26 protein-coding genes are annotated in these 23,593 nt (G+C 30.4%); 10 read left to right on the forward strand and 16 right to left on the reverse strand.

Going from position 1 to position 23,593, the window contains the following annotated elements; genetic code table 11:
• Window positions 1-7: 7 nt before the first annotated feature.
• The gene (gene fdhD / locus CC87_RS01140) at window positions 8-724 is read right to left on the reverse strand and encodes a formate dehydrogenase accessory sulfurtransferase FdhD (RefSeq protein ID WP_038055192.1); all 717 of its coding nucleotides are present in this window, start codon (window positions 722-724) and stop codon (window positions 8-10) included.
• Window positions 724-2,742, reverse strand: a complete 2,019-nt coding sequence (locus CC87_RS01145; protein ID WP_038055193.1) for a GspE/PulE family protein — start codon at window positions 2,740-2,742, stop codon at window positions 724-726. The genes fdhD and CC87_RS01145 overlap by 1 nt, the downstream gene beginning before the upstream one ends.
• Before the next feature lie 223 nt (window positions 2,743-2,965).
• Between CC87_RS01145 and dsrA the strand changes: the two genes are divergently transcribed.
• The 3 genes from dsrA (at window position 2,966) to CC87_RS01160 (ending at window position 5,876) form a co-directional block, all read left to right on the forward strand.
• Window positions 2,966-4,264 carry a dissimilatory-type sulfite reductase subunit alpha gene (gene dsrA, locus CC87_RS01150; RefSeq protein ID WP_038055195.1) on the forward strand — a complete coding sequence of 433 codons (1,299 nt, stop codon included), beginning with the start codon at window positions 2,966-2,968 and terminating at the stop codon, window positions 4,262-4,264.
• Between the two features lie 137 nt (window positions 4,265-4,401).
• Entirely contained in the window at window positions 4,402-5,595 is a 1,194-nt protein-coding gene (gene dsrB, locus CC87_RS01155; RefSeq protein WP_051920448.1) for a dissimilatory-type sulfite reductase subunit beta, read from the forward strand.
• A 23-nt stretch (window positions 5,596-5,618) separates the two neighbouring features.
• Complete coding sequence (locus CC87_RS01160; protein WP_038055197.1) at window positions 5,619-5,876, forward strand: dissimilatory sulfite reductase D family protein; 258 nt, start codon at window positions 5,619-5,621, stop codon at window positions 5,874-5,876.
• A 67-nt stretch (window positions 5,877-5,943) separates the two neighbouring features.
• Here CC87_RS01160 and CC87_RS01165 read toward each other — a convergent pair whose 3' ends face one another.
• From CC87_RS01165 to CC87_RS01205, 9 genes are all read right to left on the reverse strand, one after another.
• Entirely contained in the window at window positions 5,944-6,888 is a 945-nt protein-coding gene (locus CC87_RS01165) for an aminoglycoside phosphotransferase family protein (RefSeq protein ID WP_038055199.1), read from the reverse strand.
• Window positions 6,885-7,769, reverse strand: a complete 885-nt coding sequence (locus CC87_RS01170; RefSeq protein ID WP_038055201.1) for a nucleotidyltransferase family protein — start codon at window positions 7,767-7,769, stop codon at window positions 6,885-6,887. The genes CC87_RS01165 and CC87_RS01170 overlap by 4 nt, the downstream gene beginning before the upstream one ends.
• Before the next feature lie 9 nt (window positions 7,770-7,778).
• Window positions 7,779-8,015 carry a twin-arginine translocase TatA/TatE family subunit gene (gene tatA / locus CC87_RS01175; protein ID WP_038055203.1) on the reverse strand — a complete coding sequence of 79 codons (237 nt, stop codon included), beginning with the start codon at window positions 8,013-8,015 and terminating at the stop codon, window positions 7,779-7,781.
• A gap of 2 nt (window positions 8,016-8,017) precedes the next feature.
• Entirely contained in the window at window positions 8,018-8,767 is a 750-nt protein-coding gene (tatC, locus tag CC87_RS01180) for a twin-arginine translocase subunit TatC (protein ID WP_051920393.1), read from the reverse strand.
• Window positions 8,760-10,706, reverse strand: a complete 1,947-nt coding sequence (locus CC87_RS01185) for a transketolase (RefSeq protein WP_038055205.1) — start codon at window positions 10,704-10,706, stop codon at window positions 8,760-8,762. The genes tatC and CC87_RS01185 overlap by 8 nt, the downstream gene beginning before the upstream one ends.
• A 96-nt stretch (window positions 10,707-10,802) precedes the next feature.
• Entirely contained in the window at window positions 10,803-11,300 is a 498-nt protein-coding gene (gene ilvN / locus CC87_RS01190; RefSeq protein WP_038055207.1) for an acetolactate synthase small subunit, read from the reverse strand.
• Window positions 11,301-11,312: 12 nt separating this feature from the next.
• The gene (gene ilvB, locus CC87_RS01195; RefSeq protein WP_038055209.1) at window positions 11,313-13,004 is read right to left on the reverse strand and encodes a biosynthetic-type acetolactate synthase large subunit; all 1,692 of its coding nucleotides are present in this window, start codon (window positions 13,002-13,004) and stop codon (window positions 11,313-11,315) included.
• 80 nt (window positions 13,005-13,084) lie between these two features.
• Window positions 13,085-13,309 carry an HP1242/YdcH family protein gene (locus CC87_RS01200; protein ID WP_038055211.1) on the reverse strand — a complete coding sequence of 75 codons (225 nt, stop codon included), beginning with the start codon at window positions 13,307-13,309 and terminating at the stop codon, window positions 13,085-13,087.
• Between the two features lie 97 nt (window positions 13,310-13,406).
• Window positions 13,407-14,153, reverse strand: coding sequence for a slipin family protein (locus CC87_RS01205; RefSeq protein ID WP_038055213.1), 747 nt, complete (start codon window positions 14,151-14,153; stop codon window positions 13,407-13,409).
• Window positions 14,154-14,321: 168 nt separating this feature from the next.
• On the opposite strand from CC87_RS01205, the gene CC87_RS01210 reads away from it, so the two are divergent.
• The 7 genes from CC87_RS01210 (at window position 14,322) to CC87_RS01235 (ending at window position 19,096) form a co-directional block, all read left to right on the forward strand.
• Window positions 14,322-14,564, forward strand: a complete 243-nt coding sequence (locus CC87_RS01210) for a FeoA family protein (protein ID WP_038055215.1) — start codon at window positions 14,322-14,324, stop codon at window positions 14,562-14,564.
• A gap of 262 nt (window positions 14,565-14,826) precedes the next feature.
• Complete coding sequence (locus CC87_RS01215; protein ID WP_038055217.1) at window positions 14,827-15,054, forward strand: FeoA family protein; 228 nt, start codon at window positions 14,827-14,829, stop codon at window positions 15,052-15,054.
• A complete protein-coding gene (locus CC87_RS09240) occupies window positions 15,054-15,443 on the forward strand; it encodes a FeoB small GTPase domain-containing protein (RefSeq protein WP_245605472.1) in 390 nt (129 codons plus the stop codon). Before CC87_RS01215 ends, CC87_RS09240 begins: the two co-directional genes overlap by 1 nt.
• Window positions 15,428-17,206 (forward strand): ferrous iron transport protein B, encoded by a 1,779-nt coding sequence (gene feoB, locus CC87_RS01220; RefSeq protein ID WP_245605473.1) that lies wholly within the window; start codon window positions 15,428-15,430, stop codon window positions 17,204-17,206. Before CC87_RS09240 ends, feoB begins: the two co-directional genes overlap by 16 nt.
• 85 nt (window positions 17,207-17,291) lie before the next feature.
• Window positions 17,292-17,495 carry a DUF8180 domain-containing protein gene (locus tag CC87_RS01225; RefSeq protein WP_051920395.1) on the forward strand — a complete coding sequence of 68 codons (204 nt, stop codon included), beginning with the start codon at window positions 17,292-17,294 and terminating at the stop codon, window positions 17,493-17,495.
• A gap of 17 nt (window positions 17,496-17,512) precedes the next feature.
• Window positions 17,513-18,637: a carbohydrate porin gene (locus tag CC87_RS01230; protein ID WP_038055218.1), complete on the forward strand. Its 1,125-nt coding sequence runs from the start codon at window positions 17,513-17,515 to the stop codon at window positions 18,635-18,637.
• A 117-nt stretch (window positions 18,638-18,754) separates the two neighbouring features.
• The gene (locus CC87_RS01235; protein WP_038055221.1) at window positions 18,755-19,096 is read left to right on the forward strand and encodes a histidine triad nucleotide-binding protein; all 342 of its coding nucleotides are present in this window, start codon (window positions 18,755-18,757) and stop codon (window positions 19,094-19,096) included.
• A gap of 14 nt (window positions 19,097-19,110) precedes the next feature.
• Here CC87_RS01235 and metG read toward each other — a convergent pair whose 3' ends face one another.
• From metG to CC87_RS01260, 5 genes are read right to left on the reverse strand one after another with little or no spacing between them, the layout of a single operon-like run.
• Window positions 19,111-21,006: a methionine--tRNA ligase gene (gene metG, locus CC87_RS01240; protein ID WP_038055223.1), complete on the reverse strand. Its 1,896-nt coding sequence runs from the start codon at window positions 21,004-21,006 to the stop codon at window positions 19,111-19,113.
• A gap of 4 nt (window positions 21,007-21,010) precedes the next feature.
• Complete coding sequence (locus CC87_RS01245) at window positions 21,011-21,901, reverse strand: PSP1 domain-containing protein (RefSeq protein WP_051920397.1); 891 nt, start codon at window positions 21,899-21,901, stop codon at window positions 21,011-21,013.
• Entirely contained in the window at window positions 21,902-22,861 is a 960-nt protein-coding gene (gene moaA, locus CC87_RS01250) for a GTP 3',8-cyclase MoaA (protein ID WP_038055226.1), read from the reverse strand.
• Entirely contained in the window at window positions 22,852-23,394 is a 543-nt protein-coding gene (locus CC87_RS01255; RefSeq protein WP_051920399.1) for a DUF4416 family protein, read from the reverse strand. Before CC87_RS01255 ends, moaA begins: the two co-directional genes overlap by 10 nt.
• 1 nt (window position 23,395) lies before the next feature.
• Window positions 23,396-23,584 (reverse strand): Trm112 family protein, encoded by a 189-nt coding sequence (locus CC87_RS01260; protein ID WP_038055236.1) that lies wholly within the window; start codon window positions 23,582-23,584, stop codon window positions 23,396-23,398.
• Window positions 23,585-23,593: the final 9 nt, after the last annotated feature.

Genomic DNA, 23,593 nt, shown 5'->3' on the forward strand with positions numbered 1-23,593 from the left:
TCCTCTTTTAAATTATTATTCTATAAGAATGTGAATACACATTAAATCTTTCTTCCCTCAAAAAGCCAATAACTGTTATATTTGATTTTTCAGCAAGTTCTACAGCTAAGGAGGTAGGGGCAGATCTGCTAACTACAATTGGTATCCCTGTTTTTACAATTTTTGAAACTATTTGATAAGAGATTCTACAACTCACTAAAAGTAACTTGTTACTTAAAGAAATACCTTTTAAAAAAGCATAACCGATGATCTTGTCTATAGTATTATTCCTACTTATATCTTCTACTAAAAAAATTATTCTATCTTCTTCGGCTAAAGCTGCAGAATGAAAAGCACCTGTTAATTTAAACAGTTTAGCATTTTTTTGAAAGTCTTTAAAAAGCTTAAAGAGATTTTGGCTTTTTATTTTAAAATTACTCTTTAAAACATTTCGGCAGTTTTTTTCTATTTTTACATCTTCTAAATATATATTTGCTATTATTTCATTGTTTTTTTCAAAAATATCAAGATTTTTTATAAGGTGAGAATTATCTAAAATATTTTGGCTTATAAGAAAACCTATAATAAGTTCTTTTATATAAGAAGGACTGATAGAAAGGGAAAAAACTTGATTGTTTACATTAATTTTTAAAATCTTTTCAACACCTAAGAAATCTTCTAAGCTCTCTTTAAAGCCGTCAGATTTTATTTTTGATATAAATTTTTTAGAAATTAAAGAAGACATTACCTTACAGTAACAGCTAAGATTTGCTGCAAAGTAGTTTCACCTTTTAGTACTTTTAAAATACCATCCTGCTTAAGGGTGAGAAATCCTTTTTCAATAGCAGCGTTTCTAATTTTATTAGCAGGGGTATTCTTGACAATTAAAGTTTTGATTTCATCATCAGGAATAAGAAGTTCATGAATGGCAATTCTTCCTTTAAATCCTGTATAATTACAATTATGACAACCTACAGGTCTAAAAAGGGTAGCATTTTTAATTTCTTCTTCAGACAATGGTTTTACAGGATGGTAACCGTATTCTCTTTTTATACGTTCTATTTCTTTTTGAGAAGGAGTATAAGGTTCTTTACAATTGGGACATAATTTTTTAGCTAACCTTTGAGCTAAAATTCCAAGTAAAGCATCTGCAAAGTTGTAAGGATCTATTCCCATATTGAGAAGTCTGGTGACTGTTTCGGGAGCGCTATTGGTATGTAAGGTGCTTAACACAAGATGCCCTGTTAAAGAAGCTTCAACCAAAGTATGAGCTGTTTCGTGATCTCTTGTCTCTCCTATCATAATAATATCAGGATCTGCTCTTAAAAATGCCCTTAAAATTCTGTGAAAAGTTAATCCTATTTTTGGATTAACTTGAACCTGTCTTAATCCTTCTTGAACAATTTCTACAGGATCCTCAGCAGTCCATATTTTTCTATTAGGTTTATTTAAATACTTTAAAGCAGCATGAAGAGTGGTTGTTTTACCAGAACCTGTTGGTCCTACAACCAATATAAGTCCATAAGGATAATCTAAAATTTTCTTAAAATTTTTGTAATTTTCTTCTGAAAGATGAATTTCCTCCAAAGTTCTGAATTCTATCCCTCCCAATATTCTCATAACTACATCTTCATTATTTTCTATAGTAGGTATAGTAGCAACTCTTATTTCAAAACTTTTACCATTCTTTGTTTTAAATTTTATTTTACCATCCTGAGGCAATCTTCTTTCTGCAATATCTAAATTAGCCATAATTTTAATACGAGAAATAACAGGTCTTTTTTGATGTTCGGGAATGGTGGTATGAAGGAAACACTCTCCATCAACTCTGAATCTGACCCGTAATCCCTTTTTTCCTGTTAAACTTTCCCAGTGAATATCCGAGGCTCTCATTTTGTAAGCCTCTTCAATAATACTGTTTACTAATTGAACAATAGCACTATCAATTAAAGCAGTTTCTTCAATTTCTTCCTCTTCTGGGACTTCTTCTATTTCCAATTCAGTCAATATAGGTTGGGAATAGTATCTTTCTATAGCTTCTATAATATCTTCTTTGATAGCATAGGCAATTTTTATATCCAAAGGAATTTGAAGAATTTTTTTCACTTTTTCTATTTTGTCTTTATCTTCAGGGTTATAACAAACTAAGTAAATAATTTGAGTTTGAAAATCTTTAAATGGAATACATAGAGTTTCTAAGAAGAACTGTTTTTTAATGGTTAAAACCTGAGGCAATTTTTGAAACTTTGCCAGATCTCTAAGTTCAAAAGCAGGGATTTTATAATAATTTTCCACACATTCTAAAATAGATTTTTTAGATATTTTAAACTTTTCAATTAATATTGATTCAATGCTTTTGTTTGTTTCTAAGGATTGTTGATAAATTTTTAATAAATCATTTAAGGAGAGAGAATAATTTTTTAAGATATCTTTAAACTTTTCAAAGACTTTCAAAATTTTTAAATTTTCTATTTTTTCCAAATACTTAGAATTTGAAGTGGAAAGATATAATTTATGATAAATTCCTATAGCTCTTTCAAATTCAAAGAGTTTTTCACATATAATAGCTACTTTTTCCCACAAAAAGAGTTCAACATCCTTAGGTATTTTTTTTGTGTGAAGAATTTCTAAAATGACTTCTAAAATTAGAAGGGGTTTATCAATTTTTTGTTCATATTCTTTTATAATTTGTTTAATTGAGACCAAGTTATTGATATTAGATTGCAAAAGTTCTTTTAATTCTCTAACATGAAGCTGTTCCATATTAGAGAAATTTTATTATAATTGTTTCAAAAAACAAGGGGGTTTTTGTTTTATAATATAATAAAAATATAAAAAAGTTAAAAAATATAGAAAAAAAGCCATAAAATAGTAGAAAAAATTAAAATAAAAACTTTTATTTTAAGACAATCCAAGATTTTCATTGTTGACATGAAATCAATTTTAAATAAAATCAAAGTTATACAAAAATTGTAGGGAGGGTGCAATGAGTGAGATTAAAAAACATGATACGCCAATGGTAGATCAGTTAAAAAGTGGTCCTTGGCCAAGTTTTGTGGATGACATTTATAGTTATGGTGAGAAACACAAAAAACAATGTGCTTTTGACCTTATGGGTCAATTAGAGCTTTCTTATAAGCACAAAGAAACACATTGGAAACACGGTGGAATTGTTGGAGTTTTTGGTTATGGTGGAGGAGTAATTGGACGTTATTCTGACCAGCAGGAAAAGTTTCCTTCTATTTGGGCTTTTCATACAATTCGTGTTCATCATCCTGCTGGTAAGTGGTATCATACAGCAGCTTTGAGAAAGCTCTGTGATATGTGGGATCATCGTGGAAGTGGTTTTGTTAATTTCCATGGTTCTACAGGAGATATGGTTCTTCTTGGAACTACTACAGAACAATTAGAGCCTGTATTTTTTGATCTTACTCATCAGTTTCACTGGGATCTTGGGGGGTCTGGTTCTAATTTAAGAAGTCCTGCCTGTTGTATGGGTAAATCTCGTTGTGAATGGGCTTTATTTGATACACAGGAAATTGATTATGAATTAACTATGCATTTTCAGGATGAGCTTCATCGTCCAGCATTTCCTTATAAATTTAAATTTAAATTCTCAGGATGTCCTCTTGACTGTGTTGCAGCTATAGCTCGTGCAGATTTGTCTTTTATTGGAACTTGGATTGATGAGATACAGATTGACCAGGAGGCAGTAAAAGCTTATGTAAATGGTGAATTAAAACCAAATGCAGGTGCATTTTCTGACAGAGACTGGGGTCCATTTGATATTAAAAAAGAAGTAATTGATCTTTGTCCTACTAAATGTATGCATTGGGATGAAAAAGAACAGAAACTTTATATAAATAATAAAGATTGTGTAAGATGTATGCATTGTATTGCGGTAATGCCCAAGGCATTGAAACCAGGAAAAGATAGAGGAGTATCTATATTAATTGGAGCTAAATCAGTTATTTTAGAAGGTGCTCAATTATCTACTCTGCTTATTCCATTCATGAGATTGGAACCTCCTTATGATGATGTAAAAGAACTTGTTTATAAGATTTGGGATTACTGGATGGAGGTTGGTAAGAACCGTGAACGTGTGGGAGAACTTATTCAGAGAATTGGTTTGAACAGATTTATTGTAGATGTTATGGGAATGAAGCCTATACCACAACATGTGAGAATACCTCGTAACGATCCTTACATCTTCTGGAGAGAAGAAGAAGTTCCTGGTGGTTGGAAGAGAGATATTAAAGAATTTAGAAAACGTCATCCTGCTTAGTAATTAGATTAAAAAAATAGAAATAAAAAATATGTAAAATAAAAGGAGGGAATAAGATGGCAGATGAAAAGGTTATTGAAAAATTGAAAGAACTTTGGACAAAGTATGAAGAAATAGATGGTAAATTTGATGAAGAAATGGATCCAGTATTTAAAGAACCTTATTATCCTGGGGTAGCAGAGAAATTATTTAATCCAGATAAACCAATGGAAAACAGAATTACAGATATAGGTCCACCTTATTTTAGACAGTTTTTACCGCCTATAATTAAGAAGAATTATGGAAAATGGGTTTCTCATGAAATTATTCAGCCTGGAGTTTTAAAGTATGAATCTGAAACCGGTGATGTAATTTATGTGGTAAGATGTGGAACTCCACGTTTGGAAACTACAGATTATATTAGAGAGATTTGTGATATTGCTGATAAATACTGTGATGGTTATGTGCGTTGGACTACTCGTAATAATATAGAATTTCATGTTGATTCTGAAGAGAAATTAAAAGCACTTATTGAGGATTTGAAGAATAGAAAACATCCTAATGGTTCTTACAAATTTCCTATTGGTGGAACAGGTGCAAGTGTAAGTAATATTGTTCATACTCAGGGATGGATTCATTGTCATACTCCTGCTATTGATGCTTCTGGAGTGGTTAAGTCTATTATGGATGAACTTTTTGAATATTTTGGTTCCCATAAACTTCCTGCTAAAACAAGATTAGCTTTAGCTTGTTGTTTGAATATGTGTGGAGCTGTTCATTGTTCTGATATTGCTATTGTTGGTATTCACAGAAAACCCCCTATGGTAGAAGATGACAGGATTCAACATGTATGTGAAATACCTTTAGCTATAGCTGCATGTCCTTTAGGTGCTATTAAACCTGCTACTGTAGAAATTGATGGACAAAAGAAGAAAACCGTTAGAGTAAATGCTGAACGCTGTATGTTCTGTGGAAACTGTTATACTATGTGTCCAGCTATGCCTATTGCTGATGGTGAAGGCGATGGTATTGCTATTGTGGTAGGAGGAAAGGTTACTAATAGAATTTCACCTCCTAAATTCTCCAGAGTTGTAATACCTTTTATTCCTAATGAACCTCCGCGTTGGCCTACCGCTGTAAAATGGATTAAGCACATTCTTGAAGTTTACTCTCAGCATGCTAATAAGTATGAAAGAGTGGGAGATTGGATTGAAAGAATTGGTTGGGAGAAATTCTTTGAATTGACTGACATTCCATTTACTGAAAAGAGTATTGATGATTACAGGCTTGCTTATACTACTTATAGAACTTCTACACACTTTAAGTTTACAAAACATATTGAAATTAAATAAAAATTAAAAAGGGGTGAGATAAGATGGATAAAGCAGAATTAAAGCAAAAAATTTTGGAAGTAATGGAAGCTAAGATTAAAAAAGGTGGTAAAACTAAAATTTATTTAAAAGATTTACAAAGAGAGATTCCAGGTGCTAACCCTCGTGAAATTAAGAATGCTGCTAATGAACTGGTTAGAGAAGGGAAACTGGAATATTTTTCCACTGGTAGCACAGTAATGTTTGGACTTCCAGGTGTAGGTATGGGCTTGGAAGCTGGTGTAGAAAAACCTGAAGAATAAATATTTTAATAAACTTTTTAAAAATAAAGAGGGAGAGGATTCCAGCTCTCCCTCTTTATTTTTTTGGTTAAAGAAATTCTTTAAAAGTTTTATATAATTTAGGATATAAATTATACATCAAATAAAATAGTTTTTTTTCTGCAATAGGAATATATGTTTTAAACCAGTGTTTTCCCAAGATGCTTAACTTGCAATAAGCAGCTAAAGCCTGCATCAGTCTTACAATACTTAAAAAATAGAATTCTTTAAAAAAAGAATTTGCAGAATAATCGGTCATTTCTAAATAATATTCAATCCATAAGGATATTGTTTTTAAATCATTGAAAAATCTTACATAAGGATCATGAAGTAAAGAAACCAAGTCATAAGATGGAGGTCCTATTCTTGCACCTTGAAAATCAATCAAATAAATTCTATTATTTTTTATCATTAAATTTTTACTTTGAAAATCTCTATGCATAACAACTTGATCTATAAACTTTGCTTCTTCTTTAGCCCAATAAAATATTTCTTTTATAAAACTATCAGGTAAGATGATTTTTTTATATTTTTTCATATACCAATCTAAAAAATATTTAATTTCTTTTTCCCATAAAAAATTAAAATCATAAACAGAATTATCTAAGGTTTTTTCAATAGGGAACAAAGAAACAAGTTTTTGGAATTTTATTAAAATTTGAATGCTTTCTTTATAATATCTATGAGAAAAATCTTTAATATCAAAGAGTCTTATATTTCCTAAATCTTCTACTAAAAGAATACCTTTTTCATGATCAAAAAATTCTATTTTAGGAACAGGAATGTTATTTTTATAAAAAAATTTTCCTAATTCATAATAACTACAGGCTTCTTTTAAACCATATTTTCCTTCCTGTGGTAAAATAAGGATCAAGGAACTTTTTTTTAAATAAATTCTAAAAAATTTTCTATTTGATCCATCTCCAATTAATGGTTCTATTTTATTATGAGAAAGATTTATTTTTTTTAAAAACTCAGTTATAATTTTTATCATACTAAAATACAATTATTATAAATCCCTGTTTTTATATAAGCTCCTTTCCAGGAGACAGTTTTTGACAAAATTGTATTATCTTCTATAAAAGTTCCATTGTCTATAAAAACCCAATTTTTAAAGATTACATTATTGCCAACTTTAGCATTTTTTATTACAATTGAATTAGCATAAGAAAAAGGGACAAAGGGAATATTTATTTTTTTTATCAAAATATCCTCATGACAAGCTAAATAATTTGAAATTGTTCCAATGTCTTTAAAATAATCATTGTTAGAGATAAAAGCAAAAATTTTTATTCCTGAATTCAATAAATCTTGATAAATTTCTATAAGGTCAGTTTTATAAGAAAAATGAGAAATTATATCAGGATTAATAATTTGTATTCCTGCATAGTTAAAAAGAACCCCTTCTTTTAATCTAAATCCTGAAACAGTATTAGATTTGTGGTCTATCAAAACATTGTTATTTTCACCTTTATAAAGCACCATAGTAATAGGAAAAGCTGAAGAAAAATGATGATCAAACAGAGTTTTGAAATTTAAGTTAGTAAGGATGTCAGAATTTATGATCAAAGTAGGTTCTTTAAAAAAATTTTTAGCATTTAAGATTGCGCCACCAGTCCCTAAAAGTTTAGGTTCTTCAAAAATTTGAAGTTCAATTTCAGGATGTTTTTTCTGATAATTTTTTAAAAAATTGATAAGTTTATTTTTAAGATGAAAGGTATTTATTCCAATTCTTTTTATTCCTGTATTTATTAACTGCTCAAGAATTATATTTATTATAGGCTTTCCTAAGATAGGGAAAAGAGGTTTAGGAATAATATTAGTAAAAGGATATAAACGTGTTCCTTTACCAGCAGCTAAAATAAAGGCTTGCACAATATAAAATTAAGCTTTTTTGGAAACTGCCTCTTCAGAAGAAGTATTGGTAGTAGCAGAGGGACTATTTTTTTCTTCCAATTTTTCTAAATCTTCTTTGACATCAGCAGCTTTTAAAGATTCTTTAAAAGCCCTAATTCCTTTGCCAAGTCCAGCTCCTACTTCCGGTAATCTTTTAGCACCAAAAAGGAGTAGTGCTAAAAATAAAATAATAAATAACTCTTGTCCACCTAAATTGGGGAACATAATTAACCTCCTTTTTTTAAAGAAGTCATCTTAATTAAAATTATACCTGTTTCATAAAGTAGTGTCAAGGGGATAGCTAAAAGAATTTGATTTAAAGGATCAGCTCCACCTGTAACAATAGCTGCAATTAAAAAAGCCAAAATAATAGCATAAGGTCTAAATCTTTTTAATTCTTCAACTGAAACTATTTCTAATTTGGAAAGAAGTAAAAGAAAAGAAGGTATTTGAAAAATAACTCCAAATATAATAAAAAACTTCAGAGTAAAATTAATATAATCTTTTAAAAAAGGTTTAAACACTAAAAACTTTTCTCCAAAAGAATAGAGAAATTTTAAAATAGAAGGAAGGAAAATAAAATAAGCTATTATATCACCTGTTAAAAAAGCAAAGCATGTTAAAAAAACAGCACTTTTGACCCATCTTTTTTCATGAGGATATAAACCTGGAGCTATAAAAGACCATAATTGATAAAAAATATAAGGACTTCCTAAAATAAAACCTCCGATTAAAGAAAGTTTTATATAAATAGAAAACACTTCAGGGAAGGTTTTAAAAAAAACTTTAGATTGAGAAGGAATAGCTTTATATAAAGGAAAAATCAAAATATTTATGATCTTCTCAGCTAAAATATAAGCTATAATAGAACCTATTATCCATCCTATAAAAGCTTTAATTAGACAACTTCTTAGTTCAATTAAATGTTCTACTAAACCTTGCTTTTTATCTTCAGAAAAGGCTTCTAATTCAGGCATTAATTAACTTTTCCATAGTATTGGCAATGTTTTCTGGATCTAAACCAGATATTTTAAATAATTCATGAGGTTTACCAGAAGATAAAGGTCCTTTATGTCCCAAGAATTTTAAATTAACAGATTTGTTATTTAAAGCTAAGAAAGAAGCAATTTTACTTCCTAATCCAGTTTCAATTAAATGATCCTCAACTACTAAAATATTTTTCAATTCTGAAGATCTTAGTATATCTTTTTCAGGTAATGGTCTAATGGAGGCGATATTTAATAAACTTACATCTAATCCTTTATCTTTAAGAATTTTCCAGGCAGATAAAGCATAATAGGTCATAGTTCCATAAGTAATGATTACACCTTTTGATCCATATCTTATCCAATCTGCTTTACCAGCTTCAAATTTATAATTTTTGTCAAAATAAGGAGTTCCATCTTCTTTTGTAATTATAGGAATTTTAGATCTTCCCATTCCTACAAAAATATTTCCTGGTCTGTTTGCTATGAATCTGATAATATGATCAGTTTGATTAGGATCAGCAGGTATATATATTTCAAAATCTGTTAGATTAAAAAGTAATCCTAAATAATCTATGCACTGATGGGTGGGACCATCTTCTCCGACATCAGCTCCTAAGTGAGTTGAAACTATTTTTAAAGCAGATTTATTAAGGGAATTTATTCTTAATTGATTATATACTTCATCTACTGCAAAAACTCCAAAAGTAGAAAAGAATACCAAGAAACCTTCCTTAGATAAAGCACCTGCTACAGAGGCAGTATGATGTTCTTGAATACCTGATTCAAAAAAGGCATGAGGTGAATGTTTTTTTAAACCAGTCATTTTAACAGAACCCTCTAAATCGCAGGTAAGACCAAGAATTTTAGGAGATTGATTGGGTAAATTATTTTTTTCTGACAATTTTAATAATGCTTTTCCATAAGCGCTTCTACAATCTGTCTTAGTTTCAGGAGAGTAAATAGTAGGTTCAGGTATTTCTATTTTTACAGGAAGAGGATCATGAGATTGATGTGGAAAAGATATATTCCAATTTTTTCTCTTTGCTTTTAAAATATCAAGTTCAGAGGGATCAAATCCCAGTTCTTCTAAAGCTTTTTTAGCTAAATCTTCTGGTAAAGCCATTCCATGCCATTTCGGATCATTTTCCATAAAAGATATGCCTTTTCCCATAATAGTATGGGCTAAAATAGCAGTAGGTTTAGAAGGATCTTCAACCTTACTTTTTAAAGCTTTTCTTAGAGCTTTAAAAATTTCAGAATAGTTATGTCCATCTATTTCTATAACATTCCATGATGTGGCAAGGATCTCATCTTTTAATTTTTGAGGCATTACTTTATAAGTATCACCACCTATCTGGAGTTTGTTATAATCTATTAGAGTAACTAAATTATTTAATCCAAATTTAACTGCCCAACGTCTTGCTTCTATTACTTGACCTTTTTGTTGTTCACCATCTCCCATTAAACAAAAAACATAGTTGTTAAGATTTTTTAATTTTAAGGCTTTGGCCATTCCACAAGCTGCGGATAATCCCTGTCCTAAATTACCAGTATTCCATTCAATTCCAGGAACAGCCTGTTCTACATGCCCTGCAAATGCAGAACCTGCTCTTCTAAATTCCATTAAAAAAGGTTCTTCAGAAAAAAAACCATATTCACAAAGCACACTATAAACTCCAGGACTTATATGACCATGGCTAATAACTACTCTATCTCTATCTGGTTTACGGGGATTTTGAGGATCAACCTTGGCTAAAGCATAAACTACTAAAAGTAAACTTAAAGAAGATAAAGAGCCTCCAGGATGCCCTGATCCTGCCAAAGTAGTAGCAAGTATTATCCTTCTGGCACACCTTTTAAAAGCCTCTTCAAAAGCTTTTATTTCTTCAGGTAAAAGCTCCTCTTTTTCTAAATTCAATTTAAGCATCTCTTCACCTCATCTATATTTTTTCCTTAGGAAATTTTACATAGACATTTATAACTTGATAAATAGAAAAATCAAGAGGATATTTTTGAAAAAATTTTAAGTAGATTTTTTCTCTCTTTTCATAGCAATAGTTCCAGTTCTTACAATTTCTTTAATTCCCATAGGTTTTAAAAGCTCTATTACTGCTTCTAATTTATTTTTATCTCCGGTTACTTCAACTACATAAGATCTTGGACTAACATCTACAATTTTACATCTAAAAATTTCACAAATTCTAAAAATTTCTTCTCTATTCTCTTTTTCAGCTCTAACTTTTATTAAAGCCATTTCTCTTTCTACATATTCTCCTTCTTCAGTAACATTAACTACTTTATAAACATCTACAAGTCTTCTGAGCTGTTTAATGATTTGTTCTATTATTTGATCATCACCATGGGTTACTAAAGTTAAATGAGATAAGGTAGGATCTAAGGTTTCTGCTACACATAAACTATCTATATTAAAACCTCGTCCACTAAAAAGTCCTGCGATACGTGCTAAAGCACCTGGAGTATTTTCTACTAACACAGAAAGAGTATGCCTTTTTTCAGACATTACTTATCCTCCTTATACTAAAATCATTTCTGTAGTAGCTTTTCCTGCAGGCACCATAGGAAATACGCCTTCTTCAGGAGCTATATGAACATCTAAAATAACTAAGGTATTCATAGATAATATTTTTTTTAATGTTGGTTCTACTTCTTCTGGTCTGGTAATTCTTATTCCTACTGCTCCATAGGCTTCTGCTAATTTTACAAAATCAGGTAATACATTAAATTTAACCGCAGAATATCTTTTACCATAAAATAATTCTTGCCATTGACGAACCATGCCTAAATATCCATTATTCAAAATGATAATTTTTATAGGGAGTTTTTGCTCCATAGCAGTAGCAAGTTCCTGTATATTCATCTGGATGGAACCATCTCCTGCAATATCTATAACTAATTTTTCAGGATTACCCATTTGAGCGCCTATAGAAGCAGGGAACCCAAAGCCCATTGTTCCTAAACCACCTGAGGTTATAAGAGTTCTGGGATATTTAAATTTGTAAAAAAGCGCTGTCCACATCTGATTTTGTCCTACTTCTGTAGCAACAATAGCCTCGCCTTTGGTTAATTCATAGAGTTTTTCTATTACAAATTGGGGTTTTATATAATTAGGATCTTCTTTATAAGAAAGAGGATATCTCTTTTTCCATATATCAATTTGTTCCCACCAATCTTTAAATCTTTCTTTCCAATATTTTTTAGGTCTTCCTACTAATTTAGTTACTTCAAGGAGTCTTGTAAGGGCTCTTTTACAATCTGCTACAATAGGTACATCAACTTTTACATTTTTTTGAATAGAAGTGGGATCTATATCAATATGGATAATTTTTGCTCCTGGAGCAAAGGCATCAACTTTTCCTGTCACTCTATCATCAAATCTTGCTCCTACTGCTAATAAAACATCACAATTAGCTACAGCCATATTAGCATAATAGGTTCCATGCATACCAAGCATTCCCAAGGCTTGATAATGCTCTCCTGGGAATGCTCCTAAACCCATTAAAGTCATTACTACAGGTAAATTAAGTTTTTCTGCTAATTTAACAGCTTCTTCTGAAGCATTAGAAGCTATAACACCTCCTCCTAACATTAATACAGGTCTTTCAGCTTGTTCTAACAATGTATAAGCTTTTTCTATTTGTTTTATATGGGGTTCATATACAGGATTGTAGCTTCTTAACTTTATCTCTTCAGGATAATTAAATTCTCCTTTAGCTTGTTGAATATCCTTAGGAAGGTCTACCAAAACAGGACCAGGTCTTCCTGTTTTGGCAATATAAAAAGCCGCTTTTAATATTTTTGGAAGATCTTCAATTTTTTTTACTAAAAAATTATGTTTGGTAATAGGTCTGGTTATTCCTGTGATATCAACCTCTTGGAAAGCATCGTTTCCTATCAATTTAGTGGGAACTTGACCTGTTAAAACTACTATAGGAATAGAGTCCATATAAGCTGTAGCAATCCCTGTTACTGTATTAGTAGCTCCTGGTCCAGAAGTAACCAAAGCTACACCAACTTTTCCTGTAGATCTGGCATATCCATCAGCTGCATGAGCAGCTCCTTGTTCATGTCTAACCAAAACATGTTTAATTTCTGGGGTTTTATATAATTCATCATAAATATCTATAACAGCTCCTCCAGGATAACCAAAAATAACTTCAACTCCTTCTTTCTTTAGAGCTTCTACTATCATTTTAGCACCTGTCATTATCTCACCCAAAGCTAAATCCCCCTCTTTATAAGATTTTAGGTGTACTTTAAAAAGTTTTAAAAGCTATTTGCTTTTAATTAATCTATTTCAACTCCTTCATAATTTTTAATAAGCTGATATATTTTTTCTTTTATGTGCAATTTTTCTTTTTTAAGCTGTTTAACTTTAACTTCTTCTTCCTGAGTTAGATATAATTTTTTACTTAATTCATCAACTTCTTTTTCAAGAGCTTGGTGCTTTTCAAATAAATCTTTTATATCAGAATACTTTTCAGCAAACTTTTTAACAAACTCTTTATCCATAATTTAAACCCCCTATAATTTTTTTATAATACAAATTTATTTAACAATTTAATACTATATGTGAAAATTTTCTTAATAAAAATCAGATATTTAAAAGTCATTTAGAATCTGTTGAAAGAGCTTTTAATAATTCTAAAGGCAATGGAAATAAAATAGTTGAATTTTTCTCAGTAGCAATTTCTATAAGAGTTTGAAGATAACGAAGCTGTAAAGCAACAGGATTTTGTGCCATTATTTGAGCTGCATCTAATAAGGTTTTAGCAGCTTGGTATTCTCCATCAGCACTAATAATCTTAGCTCTTCTTTCTCTTTCTGCTTCAGCTTGTTTAGCCATGGCTCTTTTCATCTCTTCTGGAAGGTCTATTTCTTTTATTTCTACTTTTGAGACTTTTACACCCCAGGGTTCTGTATCAGCATCTAAAATTTCCTGAAGTTTAATATTAAGCTTTTCTCTTTCTGCAAGGACTTCATCAAGTTCTACTTGGCCACAGATACTTCTTAAAGTAGTTTGAGCTAATTGACTGGTAGCATAAGAGTAATCTTCTACTTGCAAAAAAGCTTTTTCAGGATCCATAACTCTATAATAAACTACCGCACTTACTCTTATTGAAACATTATCTTTTGTAATAACTTCCTGGGGAGGAACATCCAAAGTTACTGTTCTCAAATCTATTTTTACCATTCTATCAATAATAGGAAGCAAAATAATTAATCCAGGACCTTTTACTGCCAAAAATTTTCCTAATCTTAATACAACAGCCCTTTCATATTCGTTAACAATTTTTATAGAAGCCTGCAAAATAAATAGAACAACTATTATAATAAATAAAAGAGAAAGCTCCATAACTCACCTCTTTAAAAGCTTATATAAAAATTTTATAATGGAAAATTTCTTTTTGGTCAAGTTTAAAAATTTAAAAATTTTTTACGAAGGATACTTGACTTTTTAATTTTTTTATGATATAAAAGTAATTGAAATTTAATTTCAATTACCTTGAAAAGGAGGAAATATATGTTACCCTTAGGACTTTTAAAGAGCGGAGAAAAAGGAGAAATCATAAATATTTTATCTACAGGAAGAGGAATGGGAAGAGGTATAATTTTTCGTTTGGAAAGCATGGGATTAATGCCTGGAAAAATTGTTGAAATTTTAAATAATACAGGTTGGGGACCTATGCTTGTTAAAGTGGATGGATCAAGAATAGCTATAGGACGAGGAATGGCTATGAAAATAATGGTAAAGAGATTGTCATGAGGTTAAGTAGAGAAATTTTAAGTAAAACAGGATCTTTAACTGCGATCCTTTACTTGTGGAATATTTGTTTAATATCCAAAATAAAATTGAATCGTATTTAGGTATAAAAAAAAGATAATTATAAAAAAATTTTTTTAAATAATAATTGAAAATGAAATACAATTTAAATTTCAATTTAAAATTAGGGGTTTAATCTGAATAACAGGAGAGGTAATTATTATGCTAAGAGACTTGTAAAAAATCTTATAAGGAGGAGGGAGGTATGAAACTAAGTGAGCTTAAACCAAAAGAAAAAGGAAAAATTGTAAAACTTACAATTACTGGATCTTTAAAAAGAAGATTGATGGATATGGGGATAGTACCAGGTGAAATTGTTTATGTAGAAAAAGTAGCACCTCTCGGAGATCCTATAGATATAGTTATTAAAAACTATCATCTCTCTCTAAGAAAAAGCGAGGCAGAAAATATAGAGGTTGAGGAGGTGAAGTGATGAAAGAGATAACCGTTGCAGTGATAGGAAATCCTAACACAGGCAAATCTACTCTCATAAATGCTATTGCTGGAACAAGACTTCAGGTGGGAAACTGGCCAGGTGTAACTGTAGAAAAGAAAACAGCTATTTTTGAATTTGATGGGTTAACTGTAAACTTAGTTGATCTTCCAGGGACTTATAGCTTAAGTCCTTATACTCAGGAAGAAATTATTGCAAGAGATTTTCTGATAAAGGAAAAACCCGATCTTGTGATAGATGTTGTGGATACTACTAATCTTGAGAGAAATCTGTATTTACTTTTACAGATTTTAGAGCTTGGAATCCCTATAATAGTTGCTTTAAACATGGTTGATGAAGCTAAAAAAAAAGATTGGAAATTAACATAAAAGGCTTAGAAGAAGCTTTAGGAATAAATGTGGTTCCTACTGTGGCTACTAAAGGAGAAGGGGTAAAAGAACTTCTTTTTACAGTAAAAAAAATAGCTGGAAATAAAGAGGGTTATAAACCAAAAATCCTTAACTATGGAGAAAAAATAGAAAAAGCTTTAGAAAATCTGGAAGAGCTAATAAAAAAAGAAAATATGGAACTTGTGGCTAAATATCCTTCACGATGGCTTTGTTTAAAACTTCTTGAAGGAGATGAACTTATATTAAAGGAAACAGGTCTTATTAATAATTCAGAATTTTTAGAGAAATTGGAGAAAATAAGAGAACCTTTAATAAAGACCTATGATGAAGATATAGAATCAATTTTGGCAGATATACGTTATGGTTTAGCTCATGGTATTGTCAAGGAAATGGTAAAGAAAAAGGAAAAGGTTACTTCAGATTTTACAGAAAGAGTGGATAAAATAGTTTTAAATCGTATTTTGGGAATTCCTATTTTCTTAGCTATAATGTGGTTAGTTTTTAAATTGGCTTTTGACTTTGGGGGACCTTTTTGTGATTGGATTGATGGATTTATAGGCTTCATAGGGAAATGGGTTTCAGTTGGTCTTGATAATATAGGGGCTGCAGAATGGTTTAAATTTCTTATTGTTGATGGGATAATTGGAGGAGTAGGGGCTGTTCTTGTTTTTGTTCCCTTAATTGGAATCTTTATGCTTGCTATAACCTTTCTTGAAGGAAGTGGTTATTTAGCAAGAGCAGCTTTTGTAATGGATAGAATAATGCATAGTTTTGGTCTTCATGGGAAATCTTTTATTCCTTTGATAATAGGTTTTGGTTGCAATGTTCCCTCTATCTATGGAACAAGAGTTCTTGAAACAGATAGAGATAGAAAACTTACAGCTCTACTCTGTCCTTGTATGTCCTGTAGTGCAAGACTTCCTGTATATGTTTTATTTGCAGGGCTTTTTTTTGCTCAATACGGAGGTACTGTAATCTGGTCTCTGTATATTTTAGGGATTATTGTAGCAGTCATTTTAGGAATAATTTTGAGTAAAACTATTTATAAAGGAATGAAACCAATTTTTGTTATGGAATTGCCACCTTATAGAATGCCTACTTTAAAATACCTCTCTATTTATACTTGGGAGAAATTAAAACATTTTCTTATAAAAGCAGGAACTTTTATTTTAGCAGCTTCTATTTTGGTCTGGGTTCTTTTAAATATTCCTTACGGTGCTCCAAAGGATAAAACACTTTTAGCAGGTATTGGAAAAGCTATAAGCCCTGTGTTTTCTCCACTTGGTTTTGGTAAATGGGAGGCTGTTTCAGCTCTTGTTACAGGCATAGTAGCAAAAGAGGTGGTAGTAACCACCATGGCTGAGATATATAGTGCTAAAAAGGAAAAAGAAGTAGAAGAAAAAACTTCTTTTGGGCAGGATTTAAAAGAACAAATAATAGGTTTAAGCTCTGCTTTTAAAGAAGCTGTTAAGAATATGTTTTCTCTAAAATCTGGAATTTTTGAAGCTGAGGAAGAGGAAGGTGGGTGGAAAGCCAATATTAGAAAAGCTTTTACTCCTTTGAGTGTTTATTCCTATTTAGTTTTTGTTCTTCTTTATTGGCCCTGCATGGTATTTGCTTTTGCTTTAAGAGCAGAATTTGGTTGGAAACTTTTGGGACAGACTTTTTTGATTTATACACTACTTCCCTGGATTATGTCTTTTCTTGTGTATAATATTGGTAAATTGTTAGAAATAGGATAAAAAGTAAATATTGAATATAAACTATTGAAAAATTTTTAAAATATGTTAATACAAATTTTTATAAAATTTTACAAAGGAGAAATAAATGGAAAAATTTTCAAACGATATGGCTAAAATTAAACATCTTATATCTCACTGGATTGAGCATGCTCAAGAGCATGCAGAGGAATTTGAAAGATGGGCTGAGAAAATAAAACAAATAGAAGGTACTGAGGAAATTTCAGAAGCACTTAAAAAGGCTTCTACGAAATTTAAAGAAGTGGTGGATTTGTTAAAACTCTATAAATAATATAAAGGAGGGATATCATGAGGAAAACCGCTTTTGCTTTGGCAATGGGAAGTTTATTATTAGTCCCCAGTATTTCGGTTTTTGCTTATGACTTAAATGGTAAAATCTCTTTTGAGGGTACTTTTACAGGTGTTTATCAATATTTAGATAAAACACAAGGAAATTTTAAAGATCATGATCGTGGTTCTGGAGCTGTAGATTTGGGTTTATCTTTTACTCCAACTGATGTGGATGAGTTTCATATTACAGGTAGCTTTGCCAGTGGTAATGGAGTGAAAGATGTATCACCTTTTAATCTTGCACCTAATGCAGATGATTTAGAAGATGATGTTAAAAATATAAACGGTCATAAAGATCAAGATGCTGTTTTAGAACTTTGGTATGCTCATGATTTTAACTTTGATAAAGATACTTCCTTAAAATTGACCTTAGGAATTATTGATGCTACTGTTTATATAGATGATAATAGATTTGCAAATGATGAAATTTCTCAATTCATGAATGATGTATTTGTAAATACCCCTTTAACTACACCTCCAAGTTATGATCTGGGTGCAGTGGCTGAGTTTAATAAAGGACCTATTTCAATAAAATTACTTGGTATGCAAACTAAGGATACTGATGTTAATACTTTTTATCAATATTATGCTTTGCAATTGGGATACCATTGGGAAAATTCTCTTGGAGAGGGTAACTATAGAATTTATGGTTTTATGACTAATAAAAGATTTCCTAATTGGACAAATACTGAAAAAGAGAGGCTTAAAGGGATAGGTATTTCTGTGGATCAAGATATTATAAAAGACAAATTAGGAGCCTTTTTAAGAGCAGGATGGCAGGATGATAAGGCTCAGATTGATTATGAATATCTTATTTCTTTTGGAGTAAACATTCCCTTTAGTTTTCTTGGTAGAGGAGGAAATGAACTTGGAATTGGGTATGCCTATTTAGATGGAGCTGATAAAGCTGATATTTCTAATACTCATGCTATAGAAGCTTATGCTAAATTTCCTCTTTTTACACAAGATAGATTAAGTTCAGATATTACTTTAGATTTTCAGTATTTAAATGATAATTACAAAAGCGATCAAGAAGATAAAGAAGGATTCGTTTATGGTGTAAGATGGAACTTGGCATTTTAACCTTCATACCACACCTCAGCCCCTTCGGGGGCTATTTTGTTTAAAAATCTTGACTTAAATTTTTTATGTTTTACAATTTTCAAATAAGAGAATTAAAATTAACTTAGGAGTTGGGTTATGGATTGCATTTTTTGTAAAATTGCTAAAAAAGAGATTCCTGCTAACATAATTTATGAAGATGATAAAGTATTAGCTTTTCATGATATTAATCCTCAAGCACCTTTTCATATTTTAGTAATTCCAAAAAAGCACATTTCTACACTTTTAGAGCTTACAGAAGATGACAAAGATCTTATAGGTCATATTTATTTAGTGATAAATAAATTAGCCAAGGATCTTGGTTTTGCGGATAGAGGTTACAGAGTAGTTGTTAATTGTAAAGAAGAGGCAGGACAGACTGTATTTCATATTCATTTCCATATTTTAGCAGGAAGAGAAATGGGCTGGCCTCCGGGCTAAACCAGCCCTTAATTTTATTTAACTTTTGCGCCTGGTTCCACCTCTTTTTCCGGGATTATTAAGCAAAGTCCATTTTTATCTTTTGCAGCTAATATCATCCCTTCTGATAATACACCTCTTATTTTGGCTGGCTTTAAATTTGCTACTAATACCACTTCCTTCCCTATTAAATCTTCAGGTTTATAATATTCCGCTATTCCAGAAACAATTTGCCTTTTTTCAGGACATAAAATTTCTAATTTTAAAAGTCTGTCTGTTCCTTTAACCTTTTCTGCAGAAATAATTTTACCTATTCTAAGATCTAATTTTTGAAACTCCTCTATAGATAATAATTCTGGTTTTTCTTTCTTTTCTTCCATAGACTTTTCTCCTTTTTCAGCTTTTTCTAAAATTTTTTCATCTATTCTTGGGAAAAGAGGTTTTCCTTTGGTAATTAAAACATCTTCTTTCAAACCCTTGAAATTTAAAACATCTTCCCAAATGAGATTTTTATCATAACCAAGATTATTTAAAAGAATTTGAGAACTTTCTGGCATAACAGGATAAAGAGCAATAGCAAAACTTTTAATAGCTTCTAATATAATTCTTAAAATGGTAGCAGTTCTTTTTTTATTCCCCTTTTTTATTTCGTTCCATGGAGCTGTGCGATCTATATAGACATTTCCTTCTCTTATGGCTTCCCAGAGTTTTTCCAAAGCTCTGTGAAATTGAAACCTTGTAAAAAGATTTTCATATTCTTTTAAAGCTTTCTCAATCAAAGCGAGATAATTTTTATCTTCATCTTTAAGCTCTTCCAACTGCGGAACTTTACTTTCAAAATACTTTTCTACTAAATTTAAAGTTCTATAAATCAAATTTCCATAATCATTAGCTAAATCTGCATTAATTCTTGTAATAAAAGCTTGCAAACTGAATTCTCCATCATAACCAAAAGCCATTTCTCTTAAGAGAAAATATCTTAATTGATCTTTTCCGAATTTTTTAGCAAGTTCTACAGGATCTACAATATTTCCCAAGGATTTTGACATCTTTAGTTTATCAACTAACCAGTATCCATGAACCAGAAGTTTTTTATAAACTGGTAAATCCAAAGCTTTTAGCATAATAGGCCAGTAAATAGCATGAGGTTTCAAGATATCTTTTGCTATAATATGATGGGCATTTTCCCACCAATCTTTCCATTGAGGATTATCAGGATATTCTATTCCTGTTAAATAATTAAGTAAAGCATCAAACCAAACATAAGTTACATAATTAGTATCAAAAGGAAGCTCTATTCCCCAGGAAAGCCTAATTTTAGGGCGAGATATACAAAGGGGAGGAAGCTCTTCTTCTAACATATTTAAAACTTCCTCTTTGTAAAATTCAGGATAAATCAAATCGTTCTTATGAATGTAGTCTTTTAACCAGTTTCTGTATTTTTCTAAATTAAAAAAATAGTTTTTTTCTTTTATATATTCTGGTCTGGTTTTATGATCTTTACACCTTCCTTCTTCATCAAGTTCTTTATTGGTAAGAAATCTTTCACAACCAAAACAATATAAACCTTCATATTCATCTAAATAAATCTCTCCTTTCTCATAAAGTTTTTGCAAAACAAACTGAACAACCTTTTTATGTTCAGGATAAGTAGTTCTTATAAATTTATTGTAAGTTAAACCAAAATAATCCCAGTTTTTCTTAAAAACTGAACTAATTTCATCAACAAAAGTCTGAGGATTTTTTCCTTTATCTTTTGCTGATTTTTGAATCTTATCTCCGTGTTCATCAGTTCCTGTTAAAAAGAAGACTTCCCAATTTTTTAATCTATAAAATCTTGCAAGTGTATCTACCACAATTGTAGTATAAGCATGCCCTAAATGAGGATAAGCATTAACATAATAAATCGGAGTAGTTAGATAGATTTTCATAGATTTATTCCTCCTCTTCTAAAGTTTTAAGATGGTCTTCAGTTATATCTTCTGCATGTTCTTCTATAAAAGATTTTATGTCATTTACAGGTATTTGAATTATCATACCATCTTTATTTTCCAGATATACAGCTTTTTGGAAGATGTTATATTTAAGAATTTTATAAGATTCGCCATTGATTCTAATTTTATTACCTATTTTAGGAAGATTTTCTAAAAATTCTTTATAAACATTCATTTCATAGGCTAAGCAACAGAGAAGTCTGCCACAGGGACCTGAAATTTTATTAGGATCCAAAATAAGCCCTTGTTCTTTTGCTATTCTTATGGATAGAGGTGTAAATTGTTTTAAAAACCTGGCACAGCAGAATTCCCTCCCACAAAATCCTATTCCTCCTATAAGAGCTGTTTCATTTCTTACCCCTATTTGTCGCATTTCAATCCTCATTCTTAAAGCTCTGGCTAATTCCTTTACTAGTTGTCTAAAATCTATTCTTCCATCTGCAGTATAATAAAAAATAATTTTGCTTCTGTCAAAAAAACAATCTACTCTTACTAAATTCATCTGTAATCCTAATTCCTTAGCAAATTGAAGACAAAATTCTTTACCTTTTTCTTCAAGTTCTAATTTTCTCTCAAACTCTTTCCTCTCTTTTAAATTGGCTTTTCTTAATACCACAGGAAGACCTTCTATATCAAAAGGTATTTTATAAGAAACTTGAGTAAGTATAAAAACTTCCTTTCTTTGATCAGGAAGTTCTACAAGAACATAAGTTCCCTTAGGGAGAGGTTTATAAAGTTTCAAAGCTCTATCAGGGAATTCAGATTTTAAAGTTCCAGAGCTAATCCAGATTTGGTGTCTTTTCTCTTGCGCTTTCCCTCCTTTTTTAGACATTTAACCTCCTATAGCTCTCATAGGTCTTTTAGTAAAATTAAGATGATGTTTAGCAGGTTTAATTCTTAAAGCTCTTTCAAAAGCCTCTTCTAAAGTTCCTTTATTTCCTCTTAGTATAGGCTTTAAATTTATTTCATTATCTGAAAAAAGACAAGGCCTTAATCTACCATCTGGAGTAATTCTTAATCTATTACATTTATAACAAAAATGTTCAGAAATAGGAGAAATTATACCTATTTTTCCTAAAGTATTTTTCCATTTAAAAACCTTAGCAGGTCCTCCTCCTACAGAGTTAGAGGGAATTAAAGGAGAATATTTGTTTAAAATTTCTTTTATTTCCTGGGCTGTTATAATATGATTTTCATTCCATAAAGAATTTTTTCCTATTGGCATAAATTCTATAAATCTTACCTCTAAAGGTTTTTCAAAAGTTAATTTAGCAAGTTCTAAAATTTCATCGTCATTAAAACCTTTAATTACAACAACATTTATTTTAACAGGATTAAAACCTAAATCCAAAGCTAAATTTATTCCTTTTAAAACTTTCTCAAAAGCATCTACTCCTGTGAGTATTTTAAATTTTTCTTTATTTAAAGTATCCAAGCTTATATTTAAACGTTTAAGTCCGGCTTTTTTTAATTTTCCCCCAAGCTCTTCTAAAAAGAACCCATTGGTAGTTAAACTTAAATCTACAATTCCGGGAATTTGAGACAATTTTTCTACAAGGATTTCTATATTTTTTCTTATAAGTGGTTCTCCTCCTGTTAATCTAATCCTTTTTACTCCTAATTTAGCTCCTACTTTAACAATTTTTTCTATTTCCTCAAATCTCAAAATTTCTTTATGAGAGAGCCATTTCCAATTCTGATGAGTTGAACAATAAATACATCTAAAATTACAACGATCTGTAACAGAAATCCTTAAATATTCTATAATTCTTCCTAAATGATCTATAAGCACTGTAATCCTTTTAATTTATTTTTATACCATTCTCTTGCTTTATTAAAAGTGGCTATGATTTGAGGTTGTTTGTAATCAGGATAGGTCCAAGGAAGCTCTGTAAAGCTTTTTCCTTTAAATATTAGAGTAACTTCAGCAAAAACACCTTTACCAATGTAAACTCTATGTGAAAAGTCTTTAAAAGTAGATAAGACAATTTTGGAAAGAGCTATATATCCAGGATCAAGATTTACTGTTCTATTTCCAGAGGGCTCAGCCAGTTCTCTTTCAATTTCATAGCATGTATGTTTTAAATCTATTAAAAATTCAGGTTCTCTCAGTCTTTCAAAAAAATAAAATCCCTTTTTGAGAGTCTCTCCCATTTCTTTAGCATAATAGGAAGTAAAAGAAGAAAAATCATATATTTCTGATTGTAAAACAACTTTTCCCAAATCAGGTTCTAAATTAATTAAAACTTTTTCCCATAAAGAAAGATCTTTTCCAGTAATAGCAAGAAAAAAAAGATTAGGAAAAGGTTTTTGAGGATGACTCATTTTAATCTAATTTTACATTTTCAGCTTCTTCAATAAGCATTACAGGAATATCATCTACAATAGGATAAAAAAGCTGACATTTTTTACAATAAAATCCCTGTTTTCCATCCCAGGTTTTGTATTCTAAATCCCCTTTACATTTAGGACAGGCTAAAACTTTTAAAAATTCATCAATTCTATCTTTTTCCATAAAACCCCT

Source organism: Thermodesulfobacterium hydrogeniphilum, assembly GCF_000746255.1.
In the GTDB taxonomy this organism is placed as follows: domain Bacteria; phylum Desulfobacterota; class Thermodesulfobacteria; order Thermodesulfobacteriales; family Thermodesulfobacteriaceae; genus Thermodesulfobacterium; species Thermodesulfobacterium hydrogeniphilum.

Bases quoted from the DNA above. Each gene is read 5' to 3' on its own strand.
- CC87_RS01185 (WP_038055205.1), bottom strand. From the start codon at position 10,706: ATGCTTAAATTGAATTTAGAAAAAGAGGAGCTTTTACCTGAAGAAATA.
- dsrA (WP_038055195.1), top strand. From the start codon at position 2,966: ATGAGTGAGATTAAAAAACATGATACGCCAATGGTAGATCAGTTAAAA.
- ilvN (WP_038055207.1), bottom strand. From the start codon at position 11,300: ATGTCTGAAAAAAGGCATACTCTTTCTGTGTTAGTAGAAAATACTCCA.
- ilvB (WP_038055209.1), bottom strand. From the start codon at position 13,004: ATGACAGGTGCTAAAATGATAGTAGAAGCTCTAAAGAAAGAAGGAGTT.
- CC87_RS01225 (WP_051920395.1), top strand. From the start codon at position 17,292: ATGGAAAAATTTTCAAACGATATGGCTAAAATTAAACATCTTATATCT.
- CC87_RS01230 (WP_038055218.1), top strand. From the start codon at position 17,513: ATGAGGAAAACCGCTTTTGCTTTGGCAATGGGAAGTTTATTATTAGTC.
- CC87_RS01215 (WP_038055217.1), top strand. From the start codon at position 14,827: ATGAAACTAAGTGAGCTTAAACCAAAAGAAAAAGGAAAAATTGTAAAA.
- CC87_RS01205 (WP_038055213.1), bottom strand. From the start codon at position 14,153: ATGGAGCTTTCTCTTTTATTTATTATAATAGTTGTTCTATTTATTTTG.
- CC87_RS09240 (WP_245605472.1), top strand. From the start codon at position 15,054: ATGAAAGAGATAACCGTTGCAGTGATAGGAAATCCTAACACAGGCAAA.
- CC87_RS01200 (WP_038055211.1), bottom strand. From the start codon at position 13,309: ATGGATAAAGAGTTTGTTAAAAAGTTTGCTGAAAAGTATTCTGATATA.
- CC87_RS01245 (WP_051920397.1), bottom strand. From the start codon at position 21,901: ATGTCTAAAAAAGGAGGGAAAGCGCAAGAGAAAAGACACCAAATCTGG.
- CC87_RS01255 (WP_051920399.1), bottom strand. From the start codon at position 23,394: ATGAGTCATCCTCAAAAACCTTTTCCTAATCTTTTTTTTCTTGCTATT.
- CC87_RS01210 (WP_038055215.1), top strand. From the start codon at position 14,322: ATGTTACCCTTAGGACTTTTAAAGAGCGGAGAAAAAGGAGAAATCATA.
- tatA (WP_038055203.1), bottom strand. From the start codon at position 8,015: ATGTTCCCCAATTTAGGTGGACAAGAGTTATTTATTATTTTATTTTTA.
- CC87_RS01235 (WP_038055221.1), top strand. From the start codon at position 18,755: ATGGATTGCATTTTTTGTAAAATTGCTAAAAAAGAGATTCCTGCTAAC.
- metG (WP_038055223.1), bottom strand. From the start codon at position 21,006: ATGAAAATCTATCTAACTACTCCGATTTATTATGTTAATGCTTATCCT.
- CC87_RS01260 (WP_038055236.1), bottom strand. From the start codon at position 23,584: ATGGAAAAAGATAGAATTGATGAATTTTTAAAAGTTTTAGCCTGTCCT.
- fdhD (WP_038055192.1), bottom strand. From the start codon at position 724: ATGTCTTCTTTAATTTCTAAAAAATTTATATCAAAAATAAAATCTGAC.
- CC87_RS01145 (WP_038055193.1), bottom strand. From the start codon at position 2,742: ATGGAACAGCTTCATGTTAGAGAATTAAAAGAACTTTTGCAATCTAAT.
- tatC (WP_051920393.1), bottom strand. From the start codon at position 8,767: ATGCCTGAATTAGAAGCCTTTTCTGAAGATAAAAAGCAAGGTTTAGTA.
- CC87_RS01165 (WP_038055199.1), bottom strand. From the start codon at position 6,888: ATGATAAAAATTATAACTGAGTTTTTAAAAAAAATAAATCTTTCTCAT.
- CC87_RS01160 (WP_038055197.1), top strand. From the start codon at position 5,619: ATGGATAAAGCAGAATTAAAGCAAAAAATTTTGGAAGTAATGGAAGCT.
- dsrB (WP_051920448.1), top strand. From the start codon at position 4,402: ATGGATCCAGTATTTAAAGAACCTTATTATCCTGGGGTAGCAGAGAAA.